Genomic DNA, 13,079 nt, shown 5'->3' on the forward strand with positions numbered 1-13,079 from the left:
AGCGAAAGAAGAGAGTCTTCACTTTATGATTATCTGAAGAAGATTTTATAACTTGATATATGCTTTCCTCTGTTCCTTATTTGATGCGCCGCGTAAAACCATGGCTGCTTTGCCTGCTGCTGTTGATAGCAGCAGGCAAAGCAGCCATGGGCAGTACACAGGCGGCTGATACGGTTCGGCTACAGGATACGGGGCAGGAGGTGCTGCTACCTTTGCAGGTATACCACGACAGCGAGGGTAAACTGAAACTACCGGAGGTGCAACAAAAGGTTTTTTCCCGCCTTGATACTGCTGCCACCATGCAGGCCGGTAAAACAGTGCATTGGGTGCGCGTGGTCCTCCACAACCAAACAGAACACGAGCAGACGCGCTATCTCTATGCTGGCGACTGGAGCAGAATGCAACTGTTTGCGCAGCAGCCAGACGGACATTTTGAGGAACGACAGACGGGGCAACTGGTAGAGATGCAGGAGCGTGATGTGAAGCTGAACAAGCCTTTTGTGCGGGTGCAGGTCCTGCCACACAGCAATACCCTCTTATACCTCCGCTTGCAGGGCGACATCAACCTGTACAAGCCGCAGCGCCTGAGCCTGCAGCTGAAAACACCGGAGGAGGTGGTGCAGGCAAATAGCAACCGCCTCCTGATTCAGGGCATCTTTATCGGGATTATTATCGTGATGGCGCTTTACAACCTCGCCCTGTACATATCCGTGCGCGACCGCAGCTACCTGTACTATGTTCTGGCGCTGACAGGCACTGGCTTATACTTCATGTTTTACCACGGCTTTGCGATGGAGCTGCTATGGCCACAGAAACCGTATTGGAATGCCCATAGCTTCGCCTTCATTGTTACCTTTAACGGCCTGTTCCGGCTGCTCTTTACCCGCAGTTACCTTAACACCCGCCAAACCATGCCGCACTGGGACAAAGCCCTGACGCTGCTGGCGCTTTTATATGCACTTCCGGTGGCCATGGCCCTGCTCTCCTACTTTACGCCACTTGATTTACTGCAACCCTGCGTGGATTTAATAGGGCTGATAGGAGGAGGTGTGCTGGTGGTGATGCTGCTGGTAGGGGTGGCGGCGTTGCGGCAAGGGTACCGCCCGGCGCTGTACTTTCTTGTTGCAAATGTCTTTTTTGTAGTGGGTGCTTTACTTTTTATTTTGAAGGAAACGCACGTGCTGCCTAACACGCCGCTCACAGTATACTCTGCCCAGGTAGGCATGGTGGCGCAGGTAGTTCTGTTTTCGCTAGGTTTGGCTTACAGGTTGAATACGGTCACTAATGAGCTGGCTGCCGAGGTGCTGGAGAAAGAGCGGCTGGCACGCGAGAAGGAAACAGAGCGCAAGCGCCTGGCAGAAAAGCAGAAGAAAAAGCTGGAGGTGACGGTTGCGAAACGTACCGCCGCACTTGAGCACAAAACACAGGAGCTTAACCAAACGGTGGAGCAACTGAAGGAATCAGAGCACAAGCTGCTACGCCTTAACCAGCTCAAAGACCGCTTCTTCTCTATCATATCCCACGACCTGCGCACGCCGCTGGCCACGCTGGATTCGTTTCTGAACATCCTGCTTAACTTCTCTCATAAAATGCAGCCGGAGCAGATGCAGAAGCTGGCGAACCACACACAGCTGTCGGTGCACAACCTGCAGGCACTGCTGGAGAACCTGCTGCAGTGGGCTGCCTCCCAAACCAGCTCTGACCACAGCATGCGCTTTGAACCGCAGCTGCTGCAGGTGCAGGAACTGGTGCAGCGCAACCTCGACCTGTTGCAGGACACGGCCGACGCCAAAGGTGTTAGCTGGCAGGTGACGGTATCACCTCAGCTGTTGGTTTTCGCCGACGCCAACATGCTCGACTTCATCATCCGGAACCTGCTGCACAACGCTATCAAGTTTTCGAAGGATGGTGATATTGTGAAGTTGCAGGCGCAGATAAATGCGGAGGGAACGGCCGAGATAGCGGTAACAGATGAAGGGATAGGTATGGTAGCAGAAGTACTGGATTCTCTCTTTCATGCCGAGCACCCCGCCATCACAACCAAAGGAACCGATAATGAAAAGGGAACAGGCTTAGGGCTGCTGCTGTGCCGCTTGTTTGTGGAGCGCTGCGGCGGTGCCATAAACGTGCAAAGCGAGGAGGGGAAAGGCACCCGCTTCTGGTTTATCTTACCACTGGCGCAACAAAATCAACCCCAAAACGAAGATAGGCTGATGCAGGAAGAAATATGCTAAACCCGGCTTTTATGGTATGTTTATACCTATTGCTTTCTCTTTCTATCTTCTAGATTTGTCTTACACCTCATCCTAACAAAAAAAACTATGAGACACCGCTTGCCCGACGGATTGGAGCTACACTATGAAATACACGGCGACACCAACGCCTCGCAGACCATTGTTTTTCTGAACGGCCTTTCACAGTCAACGGCGGCGTGGGCGGGGCTGGTGCATACGCTGGGAAGAAAGTATAAACTGGTGCTGGTCGATTTGTTGTTCCAGGGGAAATCAGATGCAGCGCCGGCGCACAGGAGTTTTGAAGGGCACGCAGCTGACCTCGCCCACCTGCTGCAGGCGCTACAGCTGCCTGAAACTATACTTGTAGGCATTTCCTACGGTGGTGCGGTGGCGCAACGCTTCCTGGTAAACCACCCGGAGCTGGTGCAGGCATGTATGCTACTGTCTGCATTCCCGTACAAAGACGCCTATTTTGATGCCATCGGGTATAGTTGGGAAGCCGCTTTGAAAGTGGGAGGATACCCGCTGATGCTGGACGTAATGCTGCCAACGGTGCTGGGCCGCAGTTATTTCCTGAATCCTATCATCAGCATTGAGAACCTCAAAAACAGCAAAGCCAGCCAAAGCCCTACCTCCGAAAACATTCTGAAGCTGACGCAGGCCACCAAAGAGAGCGGCAATTACCTGGAGGAACTGAAAAAGGTGCAGGTGCCGGTGTTGGTAGTGCACGGCGAAGAAGACCTTCTATGCACAGTGGAAATGGGGCAGGCCATGTACCAGGCGCTGCCAAATGCCGAACTGGAGATATTGCCACACGTAGGCCACACCTTAAATCTGGAGTGCATCCCGGACCTCATCCAACTCATTGATTCCTTTGCGGCAAAAGTGAAGCAGGTGGTATAAAAAACGCTCACAGTGCCTCCCGGACCTGTGAGCGTTTTGCAAGGCATAAAGTTACTGCCACAGACATTCCTGCCGTAGATTAAAGAAAGTTCAATCTTTGTATTTTAAACCAGAAAGAAGAGCTTTATTTCTCAGCTTTAGCCGGGGCATAATCTACAACAAAGGCATCTTCCAGCACATTTAGCTGGCCCAGCAGTGCACCGAACTTCTTATGCTCAGGGTGCGGCAGGTACCTGTCCCGCGCTGCTGCATCTTCAAACGTCAACTGGTATACGTGGGTAAAGCCAAGGTTTTTGTTTTCCGGGCTGTCGTTAACGCCATGTTCATAGGCTGTAATTCCTGGAATTTTGTCTTTTAACTCACCAAAGGCCTGTGTCACTTGCTCTATTTGTGCAGGGGTTGCACTTGGCTTGTACTTAAAAACAACGATGTGTCGCATTGGTTCTTTTTCTGAACTTTGAAATCCTGAAAGAAATACAATGGCAGAGAATACCGCCAAAACTAAACTAATACCTGTTGATTTTTTCATGCTTTAATTTGCTATATGTGCCACCATAGTTAAAATTTATTCTAGTATAACTATAATTAACAGGATATACAAAATCATGAGCTGCATAAGCTGCCCTGGCCTGAAGTATTGTGGGGAGCTCCTGTGTGCCCCTGCACCAGAAGACAGTGTAATCTAGTCTGCAGAGGAGGCACCCGTCTCCATCGAACTTTCCTGTTCCAAGGGTTGCTTTAACCACTCCATAGCCTCCGCTTCATTATTGAAGTCGCGGAGGGAAATGTCGCCGAGGCCGCCACTGCGCTTCAGCATCTGCTCCACTGCCATGTTGTTGAAGATGTCTTCAGAAACAATAGTGGCCACGCGGCGGAGCGGACTCGCCAGTACTTTAGGTATAAACTCTTCCACTGTCCATTGCTGGTCCTGCTGCCGGATGGCTCTCATTTTTCTGCGGTCGGAGAGCCAGCGGGTAATTCCATGCGTATTGGCGAATTCCAGGGTGTGGAGTGCCATAGCCCGGAGTTCATTACTGCTCACAAAGCCCTTCCATTGGCCTATACCCAGCTGCAGTTCCTCATCATAGCGCAGGCATATGTGTTCGTTCTCGAAGTATACTTTTAACATGTCATCAAGGCTAGTGTCTTCACGTTACTGTAAAGGTAGTATGGGCTTAAGTGTTTATACGTGAAGTACGTATAAATCTACTTTTATGCGTCATAATAAAGCTTTTATGGCCTTAGGTGTAGTGTGTTTTGTAAGCGAAGCGAGGGCACTGAAGGATGTGAGGTCAAAGGAGATAAAGGCCGGGGAAGGCAAAACTGTTGAGATAAATGACGAAAAGTTGCCGGCATACATGGATGATACCGGGCAACTGCACGTATTGTCTTCTATCTGCACGCACATAGAATGCGTTGTGTATTTAATAATGCTGAGAAGATTTGAGACTGTCCCTGCCACGGTAGCCGTTTCTCGGTAGAGGTGCTGGAAGGCCCTGCTTACCACAACCTGGCAAAGCCAGATGATGCAAAGAAGGGGAAAAGAAGTATAAACAAGTTAAGAGCCAGGGGCGCTAATCAGAGTCCCTGGCTCTTTGTGCTTCAGGCATCTCCCTCAGCCATGCCTCTGCCTCTTCTTCGCTTATAAAACTGCGTACTGTTAGCTCCTTGTCTGGGATGTTGGTTTTGTCGTAGATGGTTTCCACTGCCTCCCGGTTTTGCTCATTCTCAGAGGGAAGGTTAGCCAGCCGCAGCAAGGAGCTCTCCAGCAGTTTCGGCAAAAACACCCTTACGCTCCACTCCAGGTCGTCAGGGCGTATAGAGTTCATCCTGCGGTTATCACCAAGCCAGCCAATCAGCTCATGCCTGTCTATCAGGTCCAGGCACAGCAGAACTGCTTCCCTGTATTCAGCTCCTATTAAATCACCTTTCCATTCAGCTTTGCCCAGACAAAGATCCTTGTCGTAGTAGATGTTTACAAAGTTGTTCCTGAAGTAGATTTGTTCCATAGGTAATACTATGCTTATAGGCCATATAAAAACAGGAGTATAGCAAATAAAATATTCATTTTAACAAATACAAATACACGAGTCATGAGATGCTATATAAAAGCAAAGGGGAGGCGCACGCGCCTCCCCTTTGCTTTTATAAATAGTTTTTGTTTGGACAATTCTTCATGTGCCAAAATTTACTTCAAGTTTTGCTGCTACTACTCTTCTTACGCATCAGGTAAGAAAAGTAGTAGCGGTCATAGCCGAATTCGGTTAAGGCTGCTGCGCAGGAGTGGCCTGTGCTTCATCTCCTGTAGCCACAGCTATTGCCACCCGCCGGTTAAGCTGACGGCCACGGGCTGTCTCGTTTGTGGCTCTTGGTTGCTCCTCTCCTACGGCATGTATGGTCATGCGGGCAGGGTCTATGTCGGTGTTGTTCGCTAACCAGTCCTTCACGGTGTTGGCGCGCTCCGCCGCAAGTTGCTCATTGTAAGCAGCACTGGCAAGGGAGTCAGTGTGCCCATAAATTCTGATCGGGCCGCTTGGGCTTACCTCGTTAATAGACTCCGCTACACTGCGCAGCTTATCATCGGCACCTGCGCGTAACTGTGCCTTATCAAGGTCAAAGAGCACGCGCTCGTCCATGGTGTAAAGGTCATAACCCTGGCCACGGCGTATCTCTACGTCAGTGTCCGTAATGAGAGGGCTGGTTACAACAGGTGCATTCACATCAATACCAGTCCAGAAGGGTTCACCCATATCCTTTACCTCAAGGCCATCGGCAGTAAGTCTTTCCCGTGCTGCCATGTCTTCATACATTAATGCGGTGTCTTCGGAGGCAATTTCTTGCACATCTCCGGTGTCTTCTACTTCCTGGTTTGTTTCACTGCAGCTAGCCAGAAGGCCCGCTGCCAGTAACAGTGTCATTATTCTTGTACGCATAGTTTTATTTGTTTTAGTTGCCTAATTGTATTGGGTGGATGTACGGGTGGTTTTAAGATGTTGTTCTGTGTTCTGGTTCTGTGCTTACACTGCAGGCAGCTGCCAGAAGCAGATTTCTACCTTCATTCTGAGCTTTTTCTTTAATAGTTTTATGCTGCTCAGGGACTGACTGAAGTGGGGGAGAAACAGGGGGTATGTTTTGTTAATGCGAATTTTTGTCTACCGCCACAATTTCTGTACAGCTATTCTGCTGGCAGCCTTCCAGGGCCAGGGTGGTAGCTCCAGAAATCTGTTGGCTGTAGCTACTACGCTCATGCAGAATGCTCCCTAAAGCAACCCTATGATTAGACAATCTTTGATTATAGTTTTTATACGCTGCTGCATGCATATTGTACTATACCCTTTAATATTATTTAAATAGTATGACAATTTGACCTTGGTTTTGTTGCCCTTTCTTAATTCCAAGGCCATTTTGGCACAATATAAATTGGATTGACTTCATAAGGTAATTGGCATTGCATTTGCAATATTCTCTTTGTAAACGAAAAGAGGAGAAAGAGATGAAATTGATAAAAGATAAAGAACTACTCAAGAACATAGCGCTGCAAATCGATTTGCTGAACACTTTGGGAGGCGGCGTGAGCGAGACGTATATTGATATAAAGAAATACAAAAAAGGAGCTGTTATCAATGTTTGGGCAGCCGGTGTAGACCCAGAGGCATTCAAAGTAGTGCTTCATGACAATAACCTGACTGTTTTTTCTGTGCTGCAAAGCAGGGAGAACTCGGAAATGGCCGCCCCTTTGTTTAACCGCATGTTTATGCTGCCTCCGCAGGTAGATTTAAGACGCGTTGAAGCGGTATACCAGAAAGGTCAACTGATGGTAAAGCTACCTTACCATGAAAGCACAGGCCAACCAAGAGAGATTGATATCAAACAACTATAAGAGACATTAAAACAAAGAAGGCTGCCGTAACAGGCAGCCTTCTTTGTTTTAGCCGATAGCTACAGCTACGATAAAAATTTAGCTTTGATAATGGAAGTCAGGAAATCATATACCTCCACTGTTTCTTTATCAAAGTCAAAGGTTTTATAAGCTTCGGCAGATGACTTTACTACACGGCAGCCATTCTCTATCATCATAAAGATGAGCTCACGAAGGCGGTACGGGTGACCAGCTATGTTTAGCATACACACCGCATCGCTACTTTCTACATGAAGGAACATGTGCTGCACCTGGCTTTCATCGGCCATTATACTTTCTTCAGACATAGGTACTATATTATAGTTGCGCGGGCTTTATCACTCAAGCAAATTCTATACACAAAAAGTGCCAGGTCAATCAGGTTACTAAGTTCCCGGTGTAAACTCTTTAATAAAGTAGGTTTCAATCTAGTATAGGCACAATACCTGCAGCCTTTCAGAAGGCAAGTGGAGCATTACGCAAAGCTTTGGCGGTATAACAGAACCTGACCATAATTGTTTGCGGCCTGTCGGGGTGAAGCTGTGACTTTAGCGACGTGGGTGTTCGTTCCGCCACCCCACTATAAACAGTATAAACCAGATAGAATACAGCGGAGACAAAATAGAAGCAAAATACGGGTCTACGGCAAAAAACAAAATCACCTGCAGCAATAGGTTCAGGACTAATCCAATTGCGGCGATTCTATAATAGCGATTTTCAATTTTCATGCTCAGGTATACGCCACCGCCTCTAAAAAGCTGAAGGTATTTCTCCCGCAGCAGCTCCTGCCTCAAGCTACCACACTTCATTTCTGAAATTAAAAGCTCTGTGCGAATAGCTCCTGCTCGTGTAGGAGGGCAGGATGTTGGCTTCTTAAGGTAAAATGTCAGACGGTTTTTAAAATAGCGCAAGGCAGAAAAGGTGCTCGGGGAGTAAACCATGTGAGTTCTGAAAAAGTGATTACGACTTTTTAGAAACACAATGCGGTAATAGGAAAGCAGATGGATCACAAATACCCACCCATTTCTTTATGGGCGGGTATTCATTAAACGAAAAGCCTGTGCTCTTGTAATGTCCTTTTCTATAACAACAGGAGGGTTGTCGTCTTTGGCCACTACCAGTTTATAAATGTTCTTGCCATCCTGGTAATAGATAAAAGCAGTGAGGTTTTCATAGCCTACACTAAATATCTTTCTGGCCTCCCCCTCGCTATACAATTTATAATTATCTAATCTTATGTTGCGTATTAACTTCATGTCCCAGCAGTCTCCTGGTATTTTAACGGTATATGCCCCTGCTTTGGTTACAAAAAAGCTTAAAATTTAGCGGGAGAATCAGTAATTCTGTACTATCCCACCAATGTCTATAAGTGTACTTATAAGAATGAGGACTGCTTTTTAGTTTCTGAGTCTTATATTTGTTCCCTTGTATACAAGTAGATACAGTGCAAAAAGACTGGGCTAGGCACAGCTCGAGGTGACTCTTTTATTTTTTCGATTTTGCCCACAGGTACTATGGCAACTTATATTGTACGCGAGGTAAAGGGTTTGCCTGAAATGCTGGCGCAGCATCCTCTCATCCTGCAGCTAAACCCACATATGGGCCTGCCCCGCTACGAGCAACTTCTGCGGCAGATGCTTCAAAATGGCTATCGCATGGTGGGCGCTTTTGATGAAGCAGGCAACTGCGTAGGCCTTTCGGGGTTCTGGATCAGTGCCAAGTTGTATAGCGGCAAATACCTGGAGGCGGATAACTTTGTGGTGGATGCAGCACACCGCTCAGGAGGAGTGGGCAAACTGCTGTCTGACTGGATGCTGGAGGAGGCGCAGCGCCACCATTGCGATACCTTAATGTTGGATGCTTACGTTACAAACAGTGCCGCTCACCGTTTCTACTTCCGGGAGGGTTTTCACGTAAAGAGTTTCCATTTTTTCAAAAGCCTTTAAACATGAATACTGGCAAATACAGCTGGGTACTCTGGTTATTTTACTTCCTTATATTTGAGACAGTCGTTTTCTTCGGGCTTCAGTGGCTCTTGTCCGGCATGGGGCTTAGCAACCAGTACCAGGCCGAAAATACAATTGTACCCAACTGGGTTAAGGCAGTAACGTTTATACTATTATACCTGCTTTGTCTTTTGTTTATGGTGATGCTGATAAGCAACATGGTGCCCAGCAAGCACCGCAGGAATTTAATGTTTTGGGTGTACCTGGCACTATTAGGTATGGTTGTGATGTTATTTGTACTCTTTTGAGGCAAAGCCACTACTAAAAGAGCACAATATTTTTAACTTTTTTGTGTTATTAAAATGATGAAACATAGCTATTTAATCCTGATACTCTGCCTTCTGACCGGCTATGCCAGCGTAGCACAGACGGAAAGTGACCGCCCGGGCAGACAGTTTATACAGCTCCAAAGTGGAGACGTTGTATATGGTAACAAAATTCAGTATAAATCCCCCATCTTCAAATCAAGCCATTTTCTGGTAGATGATTCGCTGAAGTACAACCCCAGCATGGTAAATGCTTTTCAGAACAACGAAGGCTTTTTTGCCCGTGTTGAGGCTGGCAACAGCCAAGACAGTTTTGCCAAGCGCATACTGGATGGCCCTCGAATTGATCGGTTTTACACCAGCCGCACGACCTATAACTATGGCTACTCTCCTTACGGCTATGGCTATTCTCCTTACGGCATGGGAGGACCACGCAGCAGCCGCAGGCGTATCTACTTCTTTTCAAAAGACAACGGGCCGCTTTACCTGGTAAACTATGAGAATCTGGAGCAGGTGCTTGCTGATAATGCGTCCAGTATGGCACTGCTTCGCAAACACAAAAAGGACAAGCTCATCAACACAGGAATTAGCATACTTGGCGGAGGTTTGCTGGCGGCCGGGGCTATATCCTCTTTCAGCAACTCGCAGGATATTACCAACGGTGGCAATGTGAGCATTTCCCCGCTGATGTATGCGGGAGCCGGTGTGCTGGGTGCCCAGTTCGTCATCAACCTCTTCCAGAAAGACAAACTGACACAGGCCATGGAGGTATACAATTATCAACTTAAGCAGCAATAAGCAAAGCTGAAAGAAAGACAAAAGCCGGAGTAGCCTGTAAAGCTGCTCCGGCTTTTTTTATCAGCCAATGCTGCTGAGCTTTACAGCTGCTGTAGTGCCTGCTGCATCTTTTTAGGTAGCTTAGCCGCTACCAACTTATATGCCTCCCGGGCATGCTGTATCCATTCCTGCTTCGTCAGGTGGTGTATGTTTTCTGCTAATACCCAATGGTTCCTCGCCAGGTAGGGTGCCGGGGCAAAGCCTGAGCGCTCGGTCATGGCAGCAAACCCTTCCGGTGTAGCCTTGAAGGAGGCTGTAGTGGGAGACTGGTTCAGACCCACGGCCAGAAACATTTTGCCCCCTACGCAAAAGCATAAGTCATTTTCCCATTTGATATCCTCTGTTACGCCGGGTAACTCCCGGCAAATGCCCTGTAGTTCTTCTATCAACATCGTATAATTTTCTGATGTAGGTATATTAGCATATTTTCGCTGCCAATTTAGGAGTTTTATAATTTTGCGACTGTAAAAGTTTAACTTTGGGCTTAGTCAAACCAGGCTGTTGCGTTACCTATGGAGAATTTACTGCTGCTGCATGGCGCCCTTAGCGCCGCCTCTACCATGGAACCTCTTGCGCATGCCCTGCAGAAACAGTTTCAGGTTCATACGCTGGATTTTACAGGCCATGGGGGGAGGACTCTCCCGCAGGAGCCCTTCAGCATGCAGTTGTTTGTGCAGGATATTCTCCAACTGCTGGAGGAAAAGGAAATCAGCAGTACGCATATCTTTGGCTATAGCATGGGCGGTTATGCCGCCTTATGCCTGGCGCAGCAGCACCCGCAGCGCGTGAAAAGCATTTTTACGCTGGCTACTAAGTTTGCCTGGTCCCCGGAAACGGCAGCAAAAGAGACGAAGCTACTGAACCCGGAAAAAATAGAGGAGAAGGTGCCTGCTTTTGCACAGGCGCTGGCTTTGCGGCACCATCCGGTGCACTGGAAGCAGGTAATGCATAAAACTGCTGAAATGATGCTGCACCTAGGGGAGCAGCCCGCCCTTACCTCCGATGTGCTGCCGCAGATACAGGTGCCCATACACGTAGCCGTGGGCGACCAGGACAACATGGTGAGCGTGGAGGAGACGCTCTGGGCGTACCGGCAGCTTCCAAAGGCACAACTGCAGGTGCTTCCGGCTACACGCCATCCCCTCGAAACTGTTTCTGTGGATAAGTTAAACCAGGAAATCAGGCAATTCATCAGTCAGGCAACCGTTTTAATATAAAAATATCAGCATAAATCTATGTTACAGTCCTTACGCCCCATTTCTACACCCTTACATGCTGCTGCTACCTGGGCAAAACACGCAATAGCCGCCGGCTGTGTGGCCGTTTGCCTTTCCTCCTGTGCCAGCTCGGAACCGGCTTTTGGGGAGCGTGGCTATACCGAGGAGGGAAAAGCTTCTTACTATGCCCGCAAGTTTCAGGGCCGTGACATGGCCAATGGCCAGCCATACCGCCGGGGAAAGATGACCGCCGCACACCGCACGCTGCCCCTGGGAACCAAGGTGAAGGTGACCAACGTTAAAACAAATAAGAGCGTGAAGGTGAAAATTACAGACAGAGGCCCCTTTATAAAAGGACGAATCGTTGATTTATCAGAAAAGGCGGCGAGGCGGCTGGACTTCATAAAAGCAGGTGTAGTGCCTGTAGAGTTAAAAGTAATTAAACCTGCCAAAGGCAAGTAAGGGTGAGGTTATTATTCGTGTATATAACGGTATGACAATAGTGGAGATATGTTTACTATAGTAAGAATTATATTCTCTAAATTATCCTACTGAATTATTGTTTGGTATAAATTTTATTTTTAGTTTTGAGCATGAAAAACCTGTGGCAGCAAATGCGTGAATATGTACCTGTGGCAGCAGTACTGCTGCTGTGTATGGTAGTTGTTCCTACTGCCCAGGCAAGTACGAATAATAATGGGGGAAGTAGTACTACAGCAGCTGCAACTACTGTTTCTGAGCATACGAACAGCCAGTCAACAGTTACAGCTGTTATCGGTGATACTAATTCTGCGAAGGCCAGGCAGAAAGTAAGCAACAAACCCCCTGAGAAATCTATGCTGGATACGGAAGTGCTGGCTAGTCCGGTGGCCTATTTCAAAAATGCTTTCTCTTCAGAGGAAGATAGCGCAGACGCTGCTTCTAGCCCAAATGTGGTGATGCATGCGGTAAAAGCATTGATAGCGATGATGCTTTCCACTATTATGTAATTATTTTTTCCCCGGGAGTTTTGCTACCAGCATTGTTACAATGCATTTTACCTGCAACTGGCTTCAAACCCCTGCCTGCCTGTCCCTCAAAATATCAAAGAAGAATTTGAAGTCTGACGCTAAGCTGTAGAACGGGTACTCGGATGTAGCCGGCTTATTGCGTTCAAAAAAAAGAAATGCCCACCCACGCAGAGCCTTAGCCGATAACAGGCACCAGCAGCAACCACAGAAACTTACCCAAAGCGATAGCCGCCACGGCAACCATAATTAATAAACCAGTGCCCGTAAAATGTAGCACACGGCTGGTGGTGTTCTGATGCTCCGATAGGGAGTAAGGGTAAAACTCTTTGAAGGAGGTATAGCGCTTTGAGGAGGCTAGCTGGTTTATGGCTTTTTGTTTCAATTGTTCTTCTGGAAGATACAGAAAATGCCTTTTCTGTTTAAGAAAAATTCTGATAAATAATGCTATGCCAGCCAAACAATCACAGCCTGAGTTGGTTCTTATCTTAGCAAAGCAAATAGCAATGCATTGAAGTTTTTTGTTTGTTTAAGGTGGTCAAGGCCGAAGGTTTCCCTCCTTCGGCCTTTCCTTTTACCGGCACTACAGGGGGATATTATACTAAAGAGCACTTGCACCAGCTGCTCCCTGAGAATATGCTCTGCTTTAGCCTGCAAGTACACGGTTGTAGGGGGTAAAGTATAAGGATAAGTGGATTATACTTTTTATCT

Annotated in this window: 20 protein-coding genes; 10 read left to right on the plus strand and 10 right to left on the minus strand. The window is 47.7% G+C overall.

Translation table 11 applies throughout. From position 1 onward, the window contains the following. The first annotated feature begins 59 nt into the window (after positions 1-59). On the plus strand, positions 60-2,234 hold the full coding sequence (locus tag E1919_RS16040; protein WP_237144482.1) for a sensor histidine kinase: 2,175 nt from the start codon (positions 60-62) through the stop codon (positions 2,232-2,234). An 87-nt stretch (positions 2,235-2,321) separates the two neighbouring features. Beyond that, positions 2,322-3,137: an alpha/beta fold hydrolase gene (locus E1919_RS16045; RefSeq protein ID WP_162054423.1), complete on the plus strand. Its 816-nt coding sequence runs from the start codon at positions 2,322-2,324 to the stop codon at positions 3,135-3,137. Between the two features lie 124 nt (positions 3,138-3,261). Here E1919_RS16045 and E1919_RS16050 read toward each other — a convergent pair whose 3' ends face one another. Together E1919_RS16050 and E1919_RS16055 are read right to left on the minus strand one after the other, a co-directional pair. Beyond that, positions 3,262-3,666, minus strand: a complete 405-nt coding sequence (locus E1919_RS16050) for a Dabb family protein (protein WP_162054424.1) — start codon at positions 3,664-3,666, stop codon at positions 3,262-3,264. A 153-nt stretch (positions 3,667-3,819) separates the two neighbouring features. Beyond that, positions 3,820-4,266 carry an STAS/SEC14 domain-containing protein gene (locus tag E1919_RS16055; protein ID WP_162054425.1) on the minus strand — a complete coding sequence of 149 codons (447 nt, stop codon included), beginning with the start codon at positions 4,264-4,266 and terminating at the stop codon, positions 3,820-3,822. Between the two features lie 85 nt (positions 4,267-4,351). On the opposite strand from E1919_RS16055, the gene E1919_RS16060 reads away from it, so the two are divergent. After that, the gene (locus tag E1919_RS16060) at positions 4,352-4,618 is read left to right on the plus strand and encodes a Rieske 2Fe-2S domain-containing protein (RefSeq protein ID WP_162054426.1); all 267 of its coding nucleotides are present in this window, start codon (positions 4,352-4,354) and stop codon (positions 4,616-4,618) included. A gap of 93 nt (positions 4,619-4,711) precedes the next feature. Here E1919_RS16060 and E1919_RS16065 read toward each other — a convergent pair whose 3' ends face one another. Then, entirely contained in the window at positions 4,712-5,146 is a 435-nt protein-coding gene (locus E1919_RS16065) for a hypothetical protein (protein ID WP_162054427.1), read from the minus strand. A 255-nt stretch (positions 5,147-5,401) separates the two neighbouring features. Next, positions 5,402-6,070, minus strand: coding sequence for an OmpA family protein (locus tag E1919_RS16070; protein WP_162054428.1), 669 nt, complete (start codon positions 6,068-6,070; stop codon positions 5,402-5,404). Between the two features lie 560 nt (positions 6,071-6,630). On the opposite strand from E1919_RS16070, the gene E1919_RS16075 reads away from it, so the two are divergent. Continuing rightward, entirely contained in the window at positions 6,631-7,017 is a 387-nt protein-coding gene (locus E1919_RS16075) for an Hsp20/alpha crystallin family protein (RefSeq protein WP_162054429.1), read from the plus strand. Between the two features lie 65 nt (positions 7,018-7,082). Here the strand turns inward: E1919_RS16075 and E1919_RS16080 are convergent, their stop codons facing one another. From E1919_RS16080 to E1919_RS16090, 3 genes are all read right to left on the minus strand, one after another. After that, the gene (locus E1919_RS16080; RefSeq protein WP_162054430.1) at positions 7,083-7,343 is read right to left on the minus strand and encodes a hypothetical protein; all 261 of its coding nucleotides are present in this window, start codon (positions 7,341-7,343) and stop codon (positions 7,083-7,085) included. A 240-nt stretch (positions 7,344-7,583) separates the two neighbouring features. After that, positions 7,584-7,844 carry a hypothetical protein gene (locus E1919_RS16085; protein WP_162054431.1) on the minus strand — a complete coding sequence of 87 codons (261 nt, stop codon included), beginning with the start codon at positions 7,842-7,844 and terminating at the stop codon, positions 7,584-7,586. 219 nt (positions 7,845-8,063) lie between these two features. Continuing rightward, entirely contained in the window at positions 8,064-8,291 is a 228-nt protein-coding gene (locus tag E1919_RS16090; RefSeq protein ID WP_162054432.1) for a PH domain-containing protein, read from the minus strand. Positions 8,292-8,549: 258 nt separating this feature from the next. Between E1919_RS16090 and E1919_RS16095 the strand changes: the two genes are divergently transcribed. From E1919_RS16095 to E1919_RS16105, 3 genes are read left to right on the plus strand one after another with little or no spacing between them, the layout of a single operon-like run. After that, positions 8,550-8,981 (plus strand): GNAT family N-acetyltransferase, encoded by a 432-nt coding sequence (locus E1919_RS16095; protein ID WP_162054433.1) that lies wholly within the window; start codon positions 8,550-8,552, stop codon positions 8,979-8,981. A 2-nt stretch (positions 8,982-8,983) separates the two neighbouring features. Next, complete coding sequence (locus tag E1919_RS16100; protein WP_162054434.1) at positions 8,984-9,289, plus strand: hypothetical protein; 306 nt, start codon at positions 8,984-8,986, stop codon at positions 9,287-9,289. A gap of 54 nt (positions 9,290-9,343) precedes the next feature. After that, positions 9,344-10,105, plus strand: coding sequence for a hypothetical protein (locus tag E1919_RS16105; RefSeq protein ID WP_162054435.1), 762 nt, complete (start codon positions 9,344-9,346; stop codon positions 10,103-10,105). Between the two features lie 80 nt (positions 10,106-10,185). Here the strand turns inward: E1919_RS16105 and E1919_RS16110 are convergent, their stop codons facing one another. After that, positions 10,186-10,536 carry an MmcQ/YjbR family DNA-binding protein gene (locus E1919_RS16110; RefSeq protein ID WP_162054436.1) on the minus strand — a complete coding sequence of 117 codons (351 nt, stop codon included), beginning with the start codon at positions 10,534-10,536 and terminating at the stop codon, positions 10,186-10,188. Between the two features lie 120 nt (positions 10,537-10,656). On the opposite strand from E1919_RS16110, the gene E1919_RS16115 reads away from it, so the two are divergent. From E1919_RS16115 to E1919_RS16125, 3 genes are all read left to right on the plus strand, one after another. Further along, complete coding sequence (locus E1919_RS16115) at positions 10,657-11,361, plus strand: alpha/beta fold hydrolase (protein ID WP_162054437.1); 705 nt, start codon at positions 10,657-10,659, stop codon at positions 11,359-11,361. Positions 11,362-11,379: 18 nt separating this feature from the next. Further along, the gene (locus tag E1919_RS16120; protein ID WP_162054438.1) at positions 11,380-11,823 is read left to right on the plus strand and encodes a septal ring lytic transglycosylase RlpA family protein; all 444 of its coding nucleotides are present in this window, start codon (positions 11,380-11,382) and stop codon (positions 11,821-11,823) included. Positions 11,824-11,954: 131 nt separating this feature from the next. Continuing rightward, positions 11,955-12,350 (plus strand): hypothetical protein, encoded by a 396-nt coding sequence (locus tag E1919_RS16125; protein WP_162054439.1) that lies wholly within the window; start codon positions 11,955-11,957, stop codon positions 12,348-12,350. 63 nt (positions 12,351-12,413) lie between these two features. On the opposite strand, the gene E1919_RS27600 is transcribed toward E1919_RS16125, so the two are convergent. Together E1919_RS27600 and E1919_RS27605 are read right to left on the minus strand one after the other, a co-directional pair. Further along, complete coding sequence (locus E1919_RS27600; RefSeq protein ID WP_237144489.1) at positions 12,414-12,611, minus strand: Mpo1-like protein; 198 nt, start codon at positions 12,609-12,611, stop codon at positions 12,414-12,416. After that, positions 12,547-12,753 (minus strand): DUF962 domain-containing protein, encoded by a 207-nt coding sequence (locus E1919_RS27605; protein ID WP_237144495.1) that lies wholly within the window; start codon positions 12,751-12,753, stop codon positions 12,547-12,549. Before E1919_RS27605 ends, E1919_RS27600 begins: the two co-directional genes overlap by 65 nt. Positions 12,754-13,079 lie beyond the last annotated feature (326 nt).

The organism is Pontibacter pamirensis, from assembly GCF_010015475.1.
Classification (GTDB): domain Bacteria; phylum Bacteroidota; class Bacteroidia; order Cytophagales; family Hymenobacteraceae; genus Pontibacter; species Pontibacter pamirensis.